Annotated in this window: 18 protein-coding genes; 4 read left to right on the top strand and 14 right to left on the bottom strand. The window is 38.8% G+C overall.

Features of this window, described 5'->3' with window-relative positions; translation table 11 throughout:
• Positions 1 to 4: 4 nt before the first annotated feature.
• The 4 genes from ACFJIZ_RS16305 to ACFJIZ_RS16290 form a co-directional block, all read right to left on the bottom strand.
• On the bottom strand, positions 5 to 1,243 hold the full coding sequence (locus ACFJIZ_RS16305) for an ABC transporter permease (RefSeq protein ID WP_379086310.1): 1,239 nt from the start codon (positions 1,241 to 1,243) through the stop codon (positions 5 to 7).
• A 7-nt stretch (positions 1,244 to 1,250) separates the two neighbouring features.
• Positions 1,251 to 1,916: an ABC transporter ATP-binding protein gene (locus tag ACFJIZ_RS16300; protein ID WP_379086307.1), complete on the bottom strand. Its 666-nt coding sequence runs from the start codon at positions 1,914 to 1,916 to the stop codon at positions 1,251 to 1,253.
• Positions 1,917 to 2,074: 158 nt separating this feature from the next.
• Positions 2,075 to 3,547 (bottom strand): TolC family protein, encoded by a 1,473-nt coding sequence (locus tag ACFJIZ_RS16295; protein WP_379086304.1) that lies wholly within the window; start codon positions 3,545 to 3,547, stop codon positions 2,075 to 2,077.
• The gene (locus ACFJIZ_RS16290; protein ID WP_379086301.1) at positions 3,537 to 4,784 is read right to left on the bottom strand and encodes an efflux RND transporter periplasmic adaptor subunit; all 1,248 of its coding nucleotides are present in this window, start codon (positions 4,782 to 4,784) and stop codon (positions 3,537 to 3,539) included. Before ACFJIZ_RS16290 ends, ACFJIZ_RS16295 begins: the two co-directional genes overlap by 11 nt.
• A 207-nt stretch (positions 4,785 to 4,991) precedes the next feature.
• Between ACFJIZ_RS16290 and ACFJIZ_RS16285 the strand changes: the two genes are divergently transcribed.
• On the top strand, positions 4,992 to 6,725 hold the full coding sequence (locus tag ACFJIZ_RS16285; RefSeq protein WP_379086298.1) for a serine hydrolase domain-containing protein: 1,734 nt from the start codon (positions 4,992 to 4,994) through the stop codon (positions 6,723 to 6,725).
• 54 nt (positions 6,726 to 6,779) lie between these two features.
• On the opposite strand, the gene ACFJIZ_RS16280 is transcribed toward ACFJIZ_RS16285, so the two are convergent.
• The 4 genes from ACFJIZ_RS16280 to ACFJIZ_RS16265 are packed head-to-tail and all read right to left on the bottom strand — an operon-like array spanning position 6,780 to position 10,749.
• A complete protein-coding gene (locus tag ACFJIZ_RS16280; RefSeq protein WP_379086295.1) occupies positions 6,780 to 8,210 on the bottom strand; it encodes a TlpA family protein disulfide reductase in 1,431 nt (476 codons plus the stop codon).
• 4 nt (positions 8,211 to 8,214) lie between these two features.
• Complete coding sequence (locus ACFJIZ_RS16275) at positions 8,215 to 8,994, bottom strand: LytR/AlgR family response regulator transcription factor (protein WP_379086292.1); 780 nt, start codon at positions 8,992 to 8,994, stop codon at positions 8,215 to 8,217.
• Between the two features lie 4 nt (positions 8,995 to 8,998).
• Positions 8,999 to 9,259 (bottom strand): hypothetical protein, encoded by a 261-nt coding sequence (locus ACFJIZ_RS16270; protein WP_379094074.1) that lies wholly within the window; start codon positions 9,257 to 9,259, stop codon positions 8,999 to 9,001.
• A 20-nt stretch (positions 9,260 to 9,279) separates the two neighbouring features.
• The gene (locus ACFJIZ_RS16265; RefSeq protein WP_379086289.1) at positions 9,280 to 10,749 is read right to left on the bottom strand and encodes a histidine kinase; all 1,470 of its coding nucleotides are present in this window, start codon (positions 10,747 to 10,749) and stop codon (positions 9,280 to 9,282) included.
• Positions 10,750 to 10,974: 225 nt separating this feature from the next.
• On the opposite strand from ACFJIZ_RS16265, the gene ACFJIZ_RS16260 reads away from it, so the two are divergent.
• The gene (locus tag ACFJIZ_RS16260) at positions 10,975 to 11,577 is read left to right on the top strand and encodes a DinB family protein (RefSeq protein ID WP_379086286.1); all 603 of its coding nucleotides are present in this window, start codon (positions 10,975 to 10,977) and stop codon (positions 11,575 to 11,577) included.
• A gap of 87 nt (positions 11,578 to 11,664) precedes the next feature.
• On the opposite strand, the gene ACFJIZ_RS16255 is transcribed toward ACFJIZ_RS16260, so the two are convergent.
• From ACFJIZ_RS16255 to ACFJIZ_RS16230, 6 genes are all read right to left on the bottom strand, one after another.
• Complete coding sequence (locus ACFJIZ_RS16255; protein ID WP_379086283.1) at positions 11,665 to 12,471, bottom strand: DUF4249 domain-containing protein; 807 nt, start codon at positions 12,469 to 12,471, stop codon at positions 11,665 to 11,667.
• 24 nt (positions 12,472 to 12,495) lie between these two features.
• Complete coding sequence (locus ACFJIZ_RS16250; protein ID WP_379086280.1) at positions 12,496 to 14,823, bottom strand: carboxypeptidase-like regulatory domain-containing protein; 2,328 nt, start codon at positions 14,821 to 14,823, stop codon at positions 12,496 to 12,498.
• 522 nt (positions 14,824 to 15,345) lie between these two features.
• Positions 15,346 to 15,522 carry a hypothetical protein gene (locus ACFJIZ_RS16245; protein ID WP_379086277.1) on the bottom strand — a complete coding sequence of 59 codons (177 nt, stop codon included), beginning with the start codon at positions 15,520 to 15,522 and terminating at the stop codon, positions 15,346 to 15,348.
• Between the two features lie 159 nt (positions 15,523 to 15,681).
• Entirely contained in the window at positions 15,682 to 15,819 is a 138-nt protein-coding gene (locus ACFJIZ_RS16240) for a hypothetical protein (RefSeq protein ID WP_379086274.1), read from the bottom strand.
• A 23-nt stretch (positions 15,820 to 15,842) separates the two neighbouring features.
• Positions 15,843 to 16,418 carry an NAD(P)H-dependent oxidoreductase gene (locus ACFJIZ_RS16235; RefSeq protein WP_379086271.1) on the bottom strand — a complete coding sequence of 192 codons (576 nt, stop codon included), beginning with the start codon at positions 16,416 to 16,418 and terminating at the stop codon, positions 15,843 to 15,845.
• Between the two features lie 77 nt (positions 16,419 to 16,495).
• Positions 16,496 to 17,323, bottom strand: coding sequence for a DUF6597 domain-containing transcriptional factor (locus tag ACFJIZ_RS16230; protein ID WP_379086268.1), 828 nt, complete (start codon positions 17,321 to 17,323; stop codon positions 16,496 to 16,498).
• Between the two features lie 125 nt (positions 17,324 to 17,448).
• Here ACFJIZ_RS16230 and ACFJIZ_RS16225 point away from each other — a divergent pair, with 125 nt between their 5' ends.
• Both ACFJIZ_RS16225 and ACFJIZ_RS16220 read left to right on the top strand, forming a co-directional pair.
• Positions 17,449 to 18,510, top strand: coding sequence for a sensor histidine kinase (locus tag ACFJIZ_RS16225; protein ID WP_379086265.1), 1,062 nt, complete (start codon positions 17,449 to 17,451; stop codon positions 18,508 to 18,510).
• Positions 18,507 to 19,229, top strand: coding sequence for a LytR/AlgR family response regulator transcription factor (locus tag ACFJIZ_RS16220; RefSeq protein WP_379086262.1), 723 nt, complete (start codon positions 18,507 to 18,509; stop codon positions 19,227 to 19,229). The genes ACFJIZ_RS16225 and ACFJIZ_RS16220 overlap by 4 nt, the downstream gene beginning before the upstream one ends.
• The last annotated feature ends 33 nt before the right edge of the window (positions 19,230 to 19,262 follow it).

Genomic DNA, 19,262 nt, shown 5'->3' with positions numbered 1-19,262 from the left:
TAGGTTATTGTGCTTTTAAAGCTTTAACTACATTTAATTTAGACATGCGCCAGGCCGGATACACACCAGATAGCAATCCGAAAAACAAACAAGCGATGAAGCTATACAGCAGCACAGTAAAATTTATTTTCAAATAGACATCTTCGATCAGTTGTAAATCATTGATAAAATAAATGACGAATACCGAAAGAAATAGTCCAATCAGACCTCCCAAAAAGGTCAATATCATATTTTCTACAATGAACTGATACACCAGTGTTTTAGAAGAAGCACCGAAAGCCTTTCGAACTCCGATTTCGGACGAACGCTCTAAAATACGAGTGATATTGATGTTTACTAAATTGATGGTTGGCAACAATAAAAATAGGAGCAAGAACAGACTGACTACCCCGATTACAGTTGAAGTTCCTGAATCTTTTCCGTCGCCTGCTATCCTTCTGGTCATACTGGTGAAATACGGATCAGCGTGACTATATAACGTGTCAAACTCTTTTGTAGGGATTGGAATTTTTTTCATCATCTGATCAAATTCTGCTTTCAGCTTAGGAATATCTGCCTTTGTTTTCGCTAGCAGCACGGCATTAAAGCCACCCATTAATTCAGGCTTGTTGTAGTTGTCTTTTGCCACGGTATAGGGCAAGTACATATCACCGGCAAGCCCGTGGAGTGTTTTTGGAACATTATCAACCACGCCTATTACGCGGTAGTTGATATTGTCAGCAGAAATGTATTTACCAACAACTTTTGGCTCATCTCCGAAATACTCTTGTTTTGTTTTAATAGATATGACTGCAACGTACTCGGCATTGTCGATTTGACTTTGCGTGTAAGGTTTTCCTTCTAAAAAACGATATTCCAACACCTTCCAATAATCGGCATTGGTATGCTTATAGTCTATCACAATTTTCTTGTTATTTACATAAGCATTGGATGATCTAGCGTTAGAGGAAATGGCCATCATTTCTATATTTTTTAGTCGAGAAACATAGTGGTCTAAAAAATAGAAAGAAACATCAGATCTATTTAACCACCCTTCTTTGGAGTTCGACATTTCCATAGTGGTCACATACAACGACCGTTCTCTTTTATAGTCTGGATAATCTGGGCTAATCACTTTATCGAGAAAGGCCACACCTACCATTAGTATCGTCAATGTAAAACTGATTCCGAATAAACTGATAAACGTGAAGAATTTTCTTCGTTTCAATACCGCAATAGCGATTTTAAAATAATTTTTTAACATAAGGTGCTCATTGAACTTGTGAACCATCAAATAGGCGAACCAATCGATGTGTTTTGTTCGCCATGTTTTCGTCGTGGGTAACCATTACAATGGTGGTCCCTTCATTTTTATTTAAATTGATTAGGATTTCCATAATTTCATTACCCATGGCACTGTCCAAATTACCAGTAGGCTCATCGGCCAATATAATTTGCGGATTCCCTACAATGGCTCTTGCGATGGCAACACGTTGTCGTTGTCCGCCAGACAACTGACTTGGAAAGTGCTTTAAACGGTTGCTTAGTCCAACTTTTTCCAATGCAGCCGTAGCTAATTGCTTACGCTCTTTGGCGGTCGAATTACGGTACAACAGTGGTAACTCTACATTGTCCAACACCTGCAAATCGTTGATCAAATGATAACTCTGAAAGATGAAGCCTAGTTTCTCATTTCTAAACTTCGCTAACCGTTGATCAGAAAATTGGCTAACATCTTGATCGTTGATGCTAATACTGCCTTTAGAAGGTTCATCCAATAAACCCATGATGTTAAGTAAGGTGCTTTTTCCACAGCCTGAAGGCCCCATAATAGAAAGGAATTCACCTTTAGCAATATTCAGGTTAATACTATTTATGGCGAGGGTTTCGACAGTGTCCGTGCGGTACACTTTTTCAATGTTTTGTAAGCGTATCATATTGTATAATTAGTAATTAAGATTTATGAATAGGTTATTTTTAATTTTTTTTGTGAAGTTCAATGCTGCCTGGCCTTAGGCAAACGGTTAAAGGCGCAGGCCAACAAGAACATGGGTATACTTATATAGTTTGTGTGTATGGGTTAAAGGTGTTGTTGTTAATAGGTTATTTTTCTGTTTTGTTCAAAATCATATAATGACAAATAGCGAAGTTGATAATAAGCCGCCCAAAAATCTCGAAGTGATGAGACATAATCACGTTTTGCTCGGTCATTTTCCTGAAAGGCGATGCTTAAATCGGTGATACTTAGGTTACCAAGCACATAACGCTCACTCGCAATTTTATACTTTTCGGCAGCAATTTTTTCTGCGGCATCGGTAAGCAAAATCTGCTCTTTCATCATATTAAACAAGGTTACCTGTGTTACGATTTGTTGTTTAAATGTTTGTTTGTCTTGTTCAACTGTAAATGTTGTAAACTGCTCGTTTGCCAATGCTGTTTTTGTTCTCGATTTAGACCTTCCCCAATCCATTAGTGGAATAGAAAGTTGCAACTCTACAGACTGTTGGTTTTTAGGGGAGCGATAAATATCAAAAATCCTTGTGCCTGCATTAGAAAAGCCCAAATTTGCCCTTAGGGTAGCTGTTAAGCCATTTTCGCCTTTTGCCTTGGCTACATCTCTTTTGGCTTCGGCCAATCGGCGTACAAATGCAATGGCATCAGACCTGTTTTCAAATGCTTCTGCCAATACCTTGTCGGCAGCAACTGTCATTTGCTGAACAACCCCAGGCATATTGAGCTTGATCTTATCATCTCCACCAATTCCAGCATAGCTCCGAAGATTTAAAGTCGCAATTTCCACATCTCGATTTGCTGTACCCACTGCTTTTTTTGCATTTAACACTTCTAACTGCAATTGAAGAATTTCATTTTTTGAAATCTTACCTAACTCAAATTTTGTATCAGCAATGGTTAAGATTCTCTGGGTATTACCAAAGTTCGTTTCGGCAATGGACAAATTTACCTGTGCCAGTAAAAGGTCAAAAAAATACTCGGTAACTGTAATGGCAATTTTTTCTTGCGTTTCTATATAGGCTTGCTTACTCTCGTTAAACTTTAATGGCTCGATTTTCTTGTCCCATTTTAAACTATTAAACTGTAATAAAGGTTGCGTATAGCCAATTCCATAAGGTATTCCATTGTATAGCACATTATTTCGATCAAAATCGCTGAATCGTTGGAGTTGTGTAGTGCCATAAATGGTTCCACCAGTGGCCGCAATGCTTTGGCTAAAATTTAGGGTGAGTGATGAGTTATCATAATGAATGGGCTGAAAAACAATGGTGCCATTAGGTTGCTGTACCTGGGTATAGGTTTTACTGTAACCCGGTAAAATGCCTTGTAAGGATAGCTGCGGTTGGTAATTGGATTTAAATGTTCTCCATTCCCAATATTTAGTTTCTTTAACAGTAGTGGCTTGTTTTGCAGCTATGGAGTTCGATTTTGCCATGGCAACAACTTCACTTAACGACAATGTTAAGGTGTCTGTCAAAGCTGCACGAGCACTTATACCTGTGATCATCGCTACAACAAAAACTAAAATTCTCTTCATCATATCCTTAGTTTCCAATGGTGATCGTTTTAACATTTTTATAAGAGGCCATATCAGAAGTAATTACTTCATCACCTTCTTTTAGCCCACTTACGATCTCTATATAATCAAAATTACTCAGCCCTGTTTTCACAGTTCTACGTTCGGCAATTCCATTTTTGATGACAAACACCTCTTGTAAGTTCGACCCATTGAATGCTGCCCCATTCGCGATACGTAAAACGCCGTTTCTGGTGTCGGTAATTAAAAATACATCTACCTTTTGATTAGGCCTTAAAGCAGCATTGCTTTTATCATTCAATTGGATATCAAAAGAAATAATGCCATTGTTTACTGCTGGCGAAATATTAACAATCGTTCCTCTAAGCAACTTATCGCCAACTCGAATAATAGCAGCCATGTGGTTGTTAATTTTTTCTAGCATATTATCCGACATGCTCCCTGCAACCTTAAAACCGCTTAAATCTGCAATTCGAACCAATGCTTCGCCTTCGTTAATGCTTGCGCCAATATTTTTGTTTACCCAAGTAATTACACCCTGTCGAGTGGCTACCACTTCGGCCAAATCAAGTTTCCGTTTTAAGGCATCTAAATCACTTCTTTGTATAGCTAGAGAAATTTCCGCTTCTCTAATTTCGATTTTCATCGTTTGTTGCTTGCTTTTGATTTCATTCTCCAATTGCAATTTCTCCAACTCTGCAACTTTTAGATCGAGCTGGGCACGTTCTACGTCTTCTTTGGTACCACCTCCTGCATTAAGCAATCGCTTTGCAGAAGAAACGGCATCTTTTAAATTGCTAATGCGCAACTGCTTGATGGAATTATTGGATTTAATATCAAAAAAACTTTTCTCAAGGTCGAGTTTTAACTTACGAATATCATTTTCCTTAGATTCCATTTGGAAACGAAGTTTTTCATAGGCTGTTTGTGTGATTGATTTATCCAAAGTAAGGATGGATTGACCTTTGTTTACTTTGTTGCCCGCATCCATTAATACGTCTTTAATAGAGGCACTAATTGGGCTAGCAATAATTTCTTCAAACTCAGGCAATACCTCGCCTGTGGCATTGATCGTATTTTCGATGATGCCTGTTGTTACCTTTGCAGTGGTAAAATCTGCCTTAGTTAATGAAGGCTTAAGATAATAACGAATTAACCACACTGTTGCAATGAGCAGTGCAATCACTACGCAGCCAATCAGTATCCGTTTCTTCTTTTTTCGGTTAATAACCTTTTCTTCAATCAGTGTATCCATTTAACAATTTTATTATTCTCGTAAGCTCTCCATGGGCTTTACAAGAGCAGTGCCAATGTTAAATAATTGAAAAACAGTTAGTTATTAAAATTCAAAAAACAAAAAATGCCCGTTATCGAACGTTTTGTTTGATAGCGGGCAAAGCAGAACATTTATTTTAAACGAAATATTTAGTTATATTGTGTTTTATTCTTCAAATCCGAAAAAATGAAAAAATCCTTGATTGCGCTATTGATGACCAGATCTTTGCTAATGCTTATGCTGTTGGGGATGGTAAAAAGTACAAAAGCCCAGACTTTAAATGAAGGAGAACTGAAACAGCTAGAGGGTTATTATCAGTTTAGAGCCAATAAAGAATCGTACCTGCAGATCAGTGTAGTTGGCAAACAATTAAAACTTACCCAATTGTGGGATTCGAAAACCCTACTTTTTAATCAGCAACAAGGCCTTAACTTTACGGCTAGTGATAACCCAACCTTTACCTTGATGTTTACCAAAGACTCGCTACAAAACATCAATACTGTGGTGGTGTTTGGCAATGATGTTTGGGACAAAAGACCTGACTATCAGCCTTTGCCAGAAATTACATTAAGTGCACAAGAACAGGCCATAGTTAAACGGGCATTACAGGATAAGATGCAGGCCTATGTAGCAGCGGTAAGTGTAGCACAGCCCAACCTATTGGCAAAGTTTGTTAAAGATCAATTACCCGAAAAATTGCAAGAGACCAATCCAATCCCTCATATTTATAAAAGTACTGGGGGTGTAACACTCTATAAAGAAATCGTGTTCCAACCGGGTAAAAGAAGAGCGGTGTATTTGTTAAAAGGAAAGGTACTGAACAACTTTTTTGAACTTAGCCTTGCATTGGATGCGCAGAACAAGATAAAAGAAATGGAAGTATATGAGGTTAGGGTTCCAGAATATCCTGTTCAAAAGTTTAAAGACCAAGCTACACTTGTAGCATCCTTACGAGCAACTGCTGAAGCGTTGAGCCGTACCGATATTTTTTCTGGCACGATCCTATTGGCAAAAAATGACCAGATTTTGTTTACCTATGCCTGTGGTGATGCCATTAAAGCTAAAGGGACCAAGAACAATATCAATACGCTTTTTAACATTGGCTCGATGAACAAAATGTTTACTGCAACAGCCATTATGCAATTGGTAGATAAAGGAAGCATAAAACTAGATGACCCGATCAGTAAGTACATGGATACCACTTGGCTGCCACAAGCTATTCTTGATAAAGTAACCATACATCACCTATTGAGCCATAGTTCTGGCCTGGGCGATTTCTTTAGAGAGGCTTATGACAAGCTGTTGTATAGGAAGATCAATCAGCTTAAAGATTTTAAACCTTACATTAAGGAAAGGCAATTGGCCTTTGAACCGGGTACGGATTGGGCATACAGTAATGCGGGGATGATATGGTTAGGGCTGGTCATCGAAAAAGTAAGCGGACAGGACTATTTTGAATATGTAAAACAATATATCTATAAACCTTCGGGCATGAAATACACCGATAGGTACGACCTTGCAATACCACCTGCTAATATTGCTATTGGTTACATTCCACAAGCCGATGGCACTTACAAAGATAACACTAGCGGTAGTGGCAATAGGGGCTCGTCTGCTGGTGGAGGTTACAGTACAGTTGCGGATCTTTATCAATTTGCACTTGCACTGTTCAACAACAAATTGGTTTCAGAATCATCGAAAAAGCTGTTGTTTACAGACTATATGAACAAGGGTTATGGCTATGGCTTCCAGCTCAGGACTACGGCCTTGGGCAAAGTTGTGGGGCACTCTGGTGGTGCGCCAGGTATCAATGCGGTTTCCTTTAGTACGCTAGATCAAGGCTATCACATCGTGGTATTGAGCAATTACGATCGGGCCGCACAAAGGGTAGGCGATTATATCCTTCAACTGATCCAATAAACAGCAGACTATCCAAAGTCGATATCATTGCCTGCTGTTTATCGGAAAGGATTTTTATAACAGTTGTGCAATCGCTTTTTGTACCAATATGGTTTCTGAAGGTCTAGGTGCACGGGTAGTACTGATCTTGCCAGCCTTGTTGACCAAAATATAAGTTGGAAAGCCATCCAATCTATAGATGCCCATAAAAAGCTTGGTGGCGTCGTTGTTCAGGTAATAGTTTTCGCCTTTAATGGAGTCTGTATGGATCATTTTTTGCCAAGCCTTTACATCAGATTGTAAACAGAGGTTAACAAAAACCACATCTTTACCTGCAAAAGATCGTTGTAAGCTGGGTGCGTTCTGATGTTCTAAACGGCAAGGCATACACCAGGTTGCAAACACATCAATGTAGATCACTTTGTTAGGGTAACGTTTGGCCAGGTAGCTGAATACATCTGTTTCTGGAATTGATTCGACCACATTATCGGCCGTTAAATAGTGGATTCCTTTTATTGGAGCAATGGCAAAGCCTGTATCTTGTAAAAGTCCAGCCGATTTTTTGAGGTGGTCGTAATACAACGCATCTGTAAAGTAGCCGTTAAGATTGGGAATGGAATCAATGAGCTTTGGGTTTTTGGTTAAAAAAGAATTGATATATCTATACACCATCAAATCGCGACTTGGCCCAGAAGGTTCCGTTAATAATAGTTTTGCCCCCTTTTGTATGGCTACTAAGGTTTTTTGGGCTTTAACTGCCCCGGCAATGGTGGTATCGGTTTTGATCAAACGGCGCATATAATCAGACAGGTAATAAGGGAACATCTGCGACTGGAAATTCTTTGGATCATCCTTGCCAAAAAATGGATCACCAAACAATTCGGTTAGTTCTTCTTTGTTACCATTGCCATAGTCCGAGATGTAGTTAACTAAACCATATTTTCTTTCACTAGCAGCAATCTCTACCGCTTGGGGGTCAAGTTGATGGAGGATAGCGTAATCTTTTAATGCAAGCATGTACCGTTGGTAATCTTCCTTAAAATCTACCAACAATTGTGAGGGCGAATGGCTGTAATCGTATTTATGAGAAGGAAGTTGGTCTAGATATCGATTGGCTTTGTTGAACTGAGTGCTGATCAGGGCATGATCGCCCGTAATCTTAAGCCATGCAAAATCTTTTTGGGCCAATAAGGATGCATCGATGGTCAGGTGCACAGAATCGCCGGGTGCTACATAGAGATAGATAAAATAATCGGCGTAATGCACCGTCATGGTCTGGGCAAAGATCATTTCTTCGGCTACGCTAAACTCATCATGGTCATTCAGTTTTACACTCAGGCCATTGTGTTTAAGTGGATTGAAAAAATTGGCTTTAATGGCGCTGGGTGTTGCTGGATTGGTGTTGATTACTTTTCCGGTGATCAAAACCTGTTGTGCCTTAAAAGGTGCTGCAAAAGCAGACTGCATGGCGCATAAAATGGCCAGTAGAACTAAAATTCTTTTCATTTTTTTAATTGAACAAGTGATAAAATAGGGATTGGTTAGCCAATCGTTTGAAGCGCTTTTTTAATGCCCTCGAGGTTTTGTCTAGAGATAGGATCTTCGATTTGTCTTCAAGTAACAAGGTACCGCCGTCTTCTTTCAATAAGCTTTTAACATAGTGGAAGTTGACCAAATGCGATTGGTGTGGGCGATAGAACTGGTAAGGTTTCAAGAGCTCGGTAAATTCCTTTAGCGTTTTGCACACCAATACCTCATCGCCGTTTTGAAGGATAAAATTGGTATAGTTATTTGCAGCTTCGCAACGCACAATTTCATTGACCTTTACATATCTTGTTTCTTGTAAGGTTGGGAGTGCAATTTTTGGCGCTTCCTTTGGGCTATTTTGTATAAAACGCAGTAGGTTCTCTACGTTGAGGTTCTGCTGTTTGTTGGCCATTTTGTTAGCGGCCTTGGCAATGGCCTGTTGCAGTTCTGGAATGGAGATGGGTTTTAAAAGATAATCCAATGCAGAAAACTTAACCGCCTGAATGCCATATTGATCATAGGCCGTTACAAATACCACTTCAAAATCTATGGTTTTCAGTGTCTTTAAAAGATCAAATCCAGATTCGTTATGTAATTGGATATCTAAAAACAAAAGATCTGGTCGATGGCTTTCTATGGCCACTTTTGCCTCGGCCACCGTACCTGCGGTGGCCACTACATTGACTTGAGGACACCAAGTAGCCAAGATGTTTTGCAGGTTTTCGATATTGTTGTTTTCGTCGTCGATGATGATGCAGTTCATGGGTTTAGATCCAATTGGTTAAGGTAAGACTAATCGTAGTGTTGCCGGGCGTAGAATCGATCTGTAACAGGGTAGGATGTTCTTTATAAAGTTGATTTAGCAATGCAACGCGTTCTTGGCTAAGCTTTAATCCGAAAGATGATTTGCTATTGTTTTTTTGCATAGCATTAAAGCCTTTACCATTATCATTGATGTTGATGATAAGGTTTTTATGGTGTTGGGCAATCTTCACCAAAATCCTGCCCTTTTCTTTTAAGGAAGTGATACCATGTTTGATTGCATTTTCTATAAAAGGCTGTAACAGTAGGGTTGGATCTCTATATTGACGGCATCAATTTCTGGATCAACTTCCAACTGATATTCAAACCCGAAACGCAGTTGCTCCATTTGTAGGTAATCTTCTGTAAGTTGTATTTCTTCTTGGAGGCTGATCATTTCCTGCTCGCTATTGTTCAATACTTTTCGGGTTAGACCTGCAAATTTAGAAAGGTAATGGTTGGCCGGCAACAGCTCATTCTTGTTCATCAGGTTTTGGATCGAGCTTAAGGCATTGAACATAAAATGCGGGTTCAGTTGCGAACGGATCGTTTTAAGTTTCAATTGTGCGGTCTGCTGTTGTTGCTGTACTTTCAATAATTTTCGTTTGTTGTAATATTGAAAACCGATCAACAATAGTATAAAACCTAACACCGTGCCAATCAAATAAGGCAATAATTGCTGCATGGAAAAACGCTTGTCAAAAATAGGTGTTGGTAACACATCGAAAGGAATCTTAACCATTTTGGTATCATCCCATATTGGCACTTTTTCTTGTTGTTTTACCAAAATCTCATAATGTCCGGGTTTGACAAAATGTTCACTTCCCAAAGAGAAGTAGCCATATTGGTCAACAAAACCTATCCGAGTGGTGTCTCTTTTATTGTTTAAACTTTTAGCCAGATAAACCGATTGTACCAAGGTTTCCTGCTTTTTAAATTTAAGGGTCAGATCTTCTACACTATCCACCGGAAATCGAAAGTTTAAGGGTAGTCCAGTTTGTGGGTCGAAGCGGGTGGCATAACCTCTGTTGAGTTCGGTGTAGGCCAAGTTAAAATATCCTTTGGGCACTTCAACTGTAATTTGGGTAAGGATGGGTTTAAAGTTTACGCGCCAATCGAAAATAACCCCATCTCGAATGCTATAGTTATTGCGGTGAACCACCTCGATCATCAACCTTTTGCCTGGAGCATTATACTTCCCTAAAAAGCCGTAAGCCTGTTTGGCACCATATGCTTTTGCGAGTGGAATGGGCGACCAAGGTAGGATTTCAGTGCTGTCATTCTCTACTACACGATAGCGATAATCTTTTACGTTTGTCGCATTGATGCCCATGGCAATCAATATTGCATTTGTGCTGTCGGCAATGATAAAACTCTGGTATTCTTTAGAAATTGATTGCACCATGGCCGAAAAATATTTGACCAATGATGGGTTTAATTTTACACCCAATAACAGTGATGTTTTTGGTGCTGATTGCACCAATTCATTTTTGTTTTTAAGCCGATCAAAGATGTGGTAAACTGCGGTATCGCTTACCCCAACGATTACAGGTTCGCGCACCATATTGAGTTTGCGTGTGGTTACCATTTCGAAAAGAAACTGATGACCAAAAGGAGTACCTGTTTTGTGTTGTGCTAATGCCTGATTGATGATGCCATTTCCACTCCAAAGGAATAGGAACAACAATAAGATCATAAGGTGTTGATAGCGGCTCATCGGTCTTTTTCTATAAATGGGGCTAGCTTTATAATTTCAATACAAACTTGGCCTAAATTAAACAAGGTAACAATTACAATCGAGCATTTGGTAGCAATAATCTAGAATCCGGTAGTAAAAAGCCATTTGAAAATTATTGATATTTTTTTTCTACAACAATTTCGCACTGCCATAGGGTTGTCAGTGTGTGTTGCTTTCTTTGAATATAAATAATTCAAGAAACATATGGAAACTCTAAACTTCTCTGCAGCTGGCACAAATTCGATGGTGTACTTAATGAAAAACTACGCAGCCTACAATTTATGGGCAAATAGAACCTTGATCAATTGGCTCAATGAAAAGCCTGCCGAATTGATGGAAATACAGACACCTTCCAGTTTCTCTACCATTAAAAAAACCATTGTCCACATTTGGCATACACAGGTGTATTGGTTATCTATTATCAAAAATGAACCTACAATTGTTCCAGAAGAATTTAATGGAAATACAGCCGAGGCATTTGCCAAACTGATCGAACAATCTAAAGAGCTGATGGCCTACATCTCGAAATTAAATGAACAAGAACTTACCAAAAAAGGCTTGGTGATCAATCCTTGGTTTGAGTGTAATTTTCAAAATTTCGAATACCTGGTGCAACTGCTTAACCACAGTACCTACCACAGGGGGCAGATCATTACCATGGCACATTGTTTAGGAATCAAAGGAGCACCGATGACGGATTATAACTACTACAATATTTATGGCAGGGAATTGTCTACTTTAGAATTTACGCAACAACTTCTTTCTACTTTAAATATGGTTACGGCAACACCATTGCCGATCATGTAGGTTTTGAATAGGAAACCGATGCAATTATGCCATCCAAAATTGGATCAGGCATAATTGTACAAGGGTTTTAGGGATGATGAAATGCTTTTATTTAATGGTAAACTCTCTACTTTGTAGCGTATGTGCGCTAAAATAACCAATGGCGCCACCACTGATGTTACTTACAGGATTGATCGGCGTAGTGTTTTCTCCTAAACTCTGTATGCCTTTGTTGGTGCTGTACCAGTATTTATAAACAGGGTTGTCGATCGTTAAAAACTCTACCTTGATCTTATCGCCCGACACATACTTTGTAGCTTCGGTAAGTTCCTTTGGCAATAACACTTGGTTGATCACATTGCCATCGATCAAATCGTCGTTCAATACCGAAATCACTTTGTTGTAAACACCATTTCGGTATTCGATAAATCGATAGGCATTACCCTTGCCTGCTGGGTCGGTAAATTTAACGGTAGCAAACTTTCTTTTGCCATCTATTGCTGAGGCCTCTATGGCGTAGGCGGCTTCTAATTTTACAATGGCAGGCATTTTAGAAGTAGAAGTAAATGTCTGTCCATTGATCTCGATTTTTAAGGTGTAAGCAGTTCCTGGTGTTCCTTTTAGAAAAGGATCGGTATAAATTCCCTTGGTGCTGCTTTCCGTTAATCTCGATTCTTTGCCTTTATCGTCGGTAATGGTAACCACGGCTCCCGATTCGCCATTAAATCCGCTAGTTGTATTGGCATTTTTTGTTTGTGCTATAGCAACCTTTGCACTACCCAATTGATTGTTGAGGTTGGCCTCGATTACATATTTTTCGTCGGCAGATTTAAGCTCTACGGTAACCACATCCTTGCAAGAAGAAAAAAGAATGGCTACAACTGCTATGGCGAGGATATATCTGATATTTTTCATGTTTTAAGGGATAAGGTATTGCGCTTATATAAATTTGAAACAGTAAGAGATCGATGGTAAAAACTGGAATAAACTTGTTTTTACCGCTTCGGTTTTCGATGAATCCTGCTCCGATTCGCGGAAGGTGATCGAGTAGGTATTTTTTCTTCCATAGGCATTGTACAAGCTAAGAGCAAGTTCTGAGCTGAAGGTTTTTTTCTTTTTGAGCAGCAGGTTTGCACTAAGATCCAAACGATGGTAATCTGGCATGCGGTCTGCATTGCGGTTACTGTAGTAATAGAAAGATTGGCCATCTAATTTATATTTTCCGGTTGGGGCTGTAATGGCATCGCCAGTGTAATATACCCAAGCTGCAGATACGCTTATTTTTTTACTTACATCGTAGACGCCAACAATGGCAATGTCATGTGTGCGGTCTTGTCTAACATTGTACCAGTTATTCGAATTGATGCCATCGATCTGTCTTTCAGACTTGGCTAAGGTATAGCTGATCCAGCCTGTAAATGCACCTGCTTTTTTCTTTAATAAAACCTCTAAGCCATAAGCTCTGCCTTTGCCATATAACAGCTGGGTCTCAATGGCATCGGCATTAAATAGATTTGCGCCATCCCTATAGTCGATCTGGTTTTGCATGGCCTTGTAATAGGTTTCAACGGTAAGGTCGAAACTGTTAGAGAGGTTTCTGTAGTAGCCCAATGAAACCTGGTCGGCAATTTCTGGTTTGATCATGTTGCTGCTGGGCATCCATTTGTCTGTAGGCCTGCTAGATGTTGAATTAGAGATCATGTGCATGTTCTGTACATTTCGTTCGTACGATGCTTTGACCGAACTTTCTGGATTTAATAGATAGCTAAAAACCAATCTCGGCTCTAGATTAAGATAAGTTTTTACCAATTGGCCTTTTTGGTAGTTTTTTACATCGGTTATCTCACCTTCATTATCTACTGTTAAAGAATTGCCATTGCCTAAGATGCTAAAGGCCGAAACACGTAAGCCTATTGCAATATTCAGCTTATCGCTGGCTTGTATATTGTCGGCAGCATAGATGGCATTTTCTGCCGCATATTTTTGTTGATAATCAACAGGGTTATAGTTGGAAGAACCTGTAATCTCTAATTGGCCAGGTGTAACGGTATGGTAAACAGATTTAAAGCCGAACTTGATAATGTGCTTAGGATTAAGCAACCAAGAAAAATCTTGTTTTAGGGATAGGTCCCTAATCTGTGTATTGAAGCCCAAATGGTTGGTGCTTGAATTTAATGCAATATTGTTCTGATAGTTATTGAACGAACCTGTGGTGGTTGAGCTGAAATGATCAGAGAAACGATGTTTTAATTGCGCACTTGCAACTGTATTGCCCCAAGAAACATTGAATACATCCGATAGCCCTAGCTTATCACTTCCCGAATAGGCAGCCAAGACCAATTTGCTGTTAGGACTCAACTGAAAATCAAGTTTGGCATTTAGGTCATAGAAATATAAGGCATTTTTACTGATCGATTTATCGGGCGAAAACTTCAACAAAGCATCAATATAAGTTCTTCTACCAGAAATCAGAAAAGAAGATTTTTCTTTTTGGATAGGTCCCTGTAAGGTAAGTTTGGAAGAGATCAGGCCAATATCACCAGCTGCAGTTAACTTTGAAGCATTGCCTTGGTTCATTCTCACATCTAGTACCGAAGAGAGGTAACCCCCATATTGCGCAGGCATACCTGATTTATATACAGTAATATCTTTTACCGCATCTGAATTGAATGTAGAAAAGAAACCCATCAAATGGGAAGCATTATACACTGGAACATCATCCATTAAGATCAGGTTCTGGTCTGAACCACCTCCACGTACGTAGATGCCACTGCCCCCTTCGCCTGCAGAGTTGATGCCTGGTAAAAGTTGGATGGCTTTAAAGATGTCATGCTCACCAAACATAGAAGGTAGCTTTTTGATGTTCTGCATGCTCATCCGTTCTACACCCGTTTCGGCACTTGCTATATCGTTTTGTACCTTGTCTGTAGAAACAATAATCTCATTAAGGTTATTCGTATTTTCTTCTAAGTTAAAATCTAGCTTTTGGTCGGCACTTACTTTTACAACTTTTTCTAATGTTTTCATGCCAATGGCACTGATCAAAAAAGTATAAGTTCCGGCGTTTAACTTAATGCTGTAAAAACCTAAAGTGTCGGCAACAACATTTTTATTCACTTCCATAAGTTTTATATTGGCAGCGTTAATTCCAGTTGTCGTTTTTGAGTTTTTGATGTTGCCAGATATGGTGTGCGATTGCTGTGCGCCAACATTTAGGCAAAATAAAAGCAGTGCGGGCAAGACAAGTCTAAGGGGTATAAATGTCATAGTTAAGGGTATTAGGTACGATAACATTTACAACCTACATGCCATCACAGGTACAATAAGGGAGATGAGTGCGTTAAAGTCTTGTTAATTAGTGTTTAAACATACATTTTAAATTAAAAATAATGATAATAAGTAAAATAATTTAATCTTAAGTTAATTTTGAATTGAGGAATATTGGGGAATTTTCACCAAAACTTTTTTCTCGCCTTTTATTATAGGGTAATATTGGGGAATTTTGATTTTTAGGTAAAGTGCTGTGAGCTAGTGCGTTAGTTTTGAGGTGGTCTGCATCTAGCTAGGCTTGGGCAGACCAATTTGGGCTTACGCCTTATTGTTTCGTAAACCTTGGGCCGGAGCGGTCAAAAAGAAAAAGGTGGGGATAAATCACAATAATGGCCAAACCCTTAACTGTAGGTTTAATCAAGAGGCAATTTATCCCAACCCAATGGTCGTTTTAGATTAAAGCTTCACAGAAAAAACCATGTTGGCTTAATGCGTTTTTGATAAATGTTTTATTGTTTTCTACACCTTGGATCTTAGGATCTTATCACAATCATCCAGATCGAAATTGATCAAATGGTTGGGGAAGTATTCATTTAATAAGCTGACGATCTTTGCAGCATCTTCTTTTTTTCTTACGGTTGTTTTAAAAACATCTACCTCAATTTGAGCAGTTTTTTGGAGTAAAGTAGCAATCATGACAATAATTTTAAACGTGATTGTATCGGTTTGTTTTTGTGATGGTCCAAAAGTAAGGTTTATGGAATAGCGTATTTTTGAATTTATACCAAAGTGCCTAAATTTTATATTAAAATGAGTTACAGGTCTAGCAATCTATTTTGGCCATTCCTAAAAAAGCTAATCCCAAGTCCTAAATCCCTCGTAAGCGAAATAAATAATGGCAATATATAAACTGTATTTGAGCACCTTTTTAAAAGTCTTATATGTGCCGAATACAAAGGGATAATCGTTGGTGTTGTTGAATAGATTTTTCATTTTTTTAAATTTAAATGGTTGTATTATTTAGCATAAGCTTGAAGAATGGTTTTGGTCCAGGCTGCTACATTTTCAGGAGTTGTTCGATCTGCTTGGTCAAAAAAGAAATGTTGTACAATTTCTAAACCGCAGTAGCTATAGATTCCCTTGTCTGAGGTCAGTAAAAGTGCCTTGTCCATGCCAATCGCTTCATATTCTGCATTGGATTTTCCATGGCTGTTAATGATGGTGGTCTTTTTTCCGATAAGGAGGCCTTTTTGTAGGCCTTGGTCATAACGATAGGCAAAACCATAGCTAAACACACGATCGATATATCCTTTTAAGATGGCAGGCATGCCTGTCCACCAAATGGGATAGATAAAAGTGAGGTGTTCTGCCCAGGCGATCAGCTCTTGTTCTTGCTTAACTTCTTGAGTAACCTGGCCCATTCGCTGTCCGTTCATATCGGCCAAAGACAGTACTGGGTTAAAACGAAGCTGATTCAGGTCTCTGAGCTGTACTTCGTGTTCGCCTCGTTGTAACGCATCAACCACTACATCTTTGAAATAACTATTTAAACTATTAGGGTTGGGGTGTGCATAGATGATCAAATGTTTCATTTTCTTGTTTTTTAATGATTTACACCACAAAAGTAGAGTGGATACTTTGGCGAAAATTGTAAGAAAACGAAATGGGCCTATACTTTAGAATCGCAGATGTCTTGCTGGAAATTAAGATATTGTTTTGGTGATAGATTGATGAAATGTTTAAAATCGTGGATCAGCTGACTTTGATCATAGTAGTTACAGGCATGGATTACTTCAAACCAATCCAGCTTTTTAGCTAACAAAAGAGATTGTTGGATAAGTTCGGTCGCCTTTAAAAACCGATGGTAACGATTGATTTCTTTGGCACTGTAGCCTAAGAATTTTTTGTGGTTGAGCTGAACATTTCTTTCACTCTGGTTGGTCTCTTTGGCAATGGCCTTGATCGGGTTTAGGCTGTGGTTTTGATTGTCGAAGTTCGAGAGCGGTTTAAAAGCACCTTCTCTATGGCGAAGATAAGGTTTACAAAATGCCAAGATAAAATCAACCTTTTCATTAATGCCGGCTATTTTTTGCAGCTCATGCCATAAATTGGTAAAACAGTTTTCTGCCAGTAGTTCATCAGGGTTAAAGGGCACATGCCCATCGGTAATGGCCTTGCCAAAAAAGCGATAGAAAGCATCATCCTTAAAATTGGCTACCAGCATTTGTGCATTAACAGGCAAAGTATAAGTAAATGCTTGTTTTACCGGACCTAGTACAACGCATTTATCTAGGACAAGTGTAGTGTTCAATTTAGATTGCAACGTAATCTTTGGTCCAAAACCAAAAACCAATAAAGTTTGGAAATTTGGTAAAAGCGTTTTGCTCAAAGGGGCATCCGTGTTGTTCTCCGCAAAATAGAAATGAGAAAACACTTCCTCAAATTCTGCCGTAACAGGTATCCTGAAATTATGATATTCTTGGGTAGCCCTAAGCATTGGTCTCAGTTATAAAGTTAAACGAGTAGATTTTTTTGAATTTCGTATAATTTAGAACCACTTTGATATAAAACTAAAGCGGGTTGCACTAACATTGCCTAAATTTACAAAAATTAATAATCATAGTGAGTCAAGCAACTGTATTTAATGATGCCTCTTGTAGGGTAGAGTTACTGGTAAGTAAAAGATTTCGCATTTATAGGCATCTTGGGTTATGGATCATCATGGTCTTGGTCTTCTGCTCGGCCAATGATAGCCCTTTTGATACGCAACCTTATAGTGTCCATTTTAAAATCGGCTATTCCCTATTACTGATTCTGTTCTCTTACATCAACATGTATTGGTTGGTGCCCAGGTTTTTGTTAAAGAACCTGTTTCCACAATACATGTTGGGCATATTTGTATTTGTGGTGATCTCTGTAGTTACCATTATCATTTTTGGTAATTTTCTTGAAGAATATAGCGCTACTTTAAACGGGGGAAGTATAAAGTTTATTCCTAAACCCCTTCCTTCTACCATTATCGCTTTGGTGTTTATCGCAGCTTCAACAGCCATCAAACTTTTTCAACGTTGGATAGAAGATTTTAAAAGGATCAGCGAACTGACAAAGATGGGTATGCAATCTGAATTAGAACAGCTAAAAACACAGATCAATCCACATTTTTTGTTCAACATGTTAAACAACGCCAATGTGTTGACACAGAAAGACCCAGCCAAAGCATCGCAGGTTTTAATGACGTTGAGCGATCTATTGCGTTATCAATTGTACGACAGTGCGCAAAATACCGTATTGCTTACTTCAGACATCCATTTTTTAAACGACTTCTTAAATCTGGAGAAGATACGACGAGACCAATTCGATTTTATGGTTTCTAAAGAAGGTCCGATCAGTGGTATACAAATTCCACCATTTCTGTTTATTACATTTGTAGAGAATGCCATTAAACATAGTTTGGATATGGATCATGCTTCATTTGTGAATCTCTTTTTCGAAGTAAGGAACAAACAGTTGCATTTTGTATGCATCAATTCTAAACCAGCACAGAGCTATCAGAAGAACGATGTTGGAGGTTTGGGCTTGATCAATGTGAAAAGGAGGTTAGCCCTGCTTTTTGGAGACAAGCACGACTTACGAATAGAGGATGGTAAAGAATTGTATACGGTAAACTTAAGCATTGAATTATGAACTGTATCGTAGTAGATGATGAGCCATTGGCAAGAGAAGCGGTTAAGCTGTTGATCGGTAAAACCGAAGGGCTGTTATGTGTTGCCGAGTTTAACAATGCCGAGGCAGCAGAAAAGTATTTAGCAGAACATGAAGTGCCACTTATCTTTCTGGACATCCAGATGCCGGGTATTGATGGGATTACCTTTGCCCGTTCTATTCCTGTTGATACGCATGTGATCTTTACTACGGCCTACAGTCAATATGCATTGGACAGCTATGAGATTGATGCGCTCGATTACCTGCTCAAACCCATTAAACCCGAACGGTTTCAAAAGGCGGTAGCAAAAGCTTTTGCCTACCAACAATTGTTTGAGGCCAAACACGACATTGTAGATGTGAATGCCATTGATAGTGAATATTGTTTTATCAAGGCAGAACGTAGGGTATTTAAGGTGGCTTTTAAAGATGTGCTTTTTATCGAGGGGCTTAAAGATTATGTGATCTTGCATACAATCGATCAAAAGATCATCACGGCCATGAACATCAAAACGATACACCACCAATTGCCCTCCCCAATTTTTATCCGGACCAGTAAATCCTACATCATCAACAAACAAAAGATCACATCTTTTGATAACAATACTGTTTATATCGAACAACATGAAATTCCGATAGGCAATGCTTATCGGGCACTATTCTTTGACGATTTTGCCAACAAAAAAATGTTGAGCAGGTAAACCGATGGTCAATGTGTCTTTGAATGGTTAACC

Origin of the sequence: Pedobacter sp. UC225_65, from assembly GCF_042698365.1 — a bacterium.
In the GTDB taxonomy this organism is placed as follows: domain Bacteria; phylum Bacteroidota; class Bacteroidia; order Sphingobacteriales; family Sphingobacteriaceae; genus Pedobacter.
Note: the sequence above shows the minus strand (reverse complement) of the source record. Positions and strands in the feature narration are given on the sequence as shown.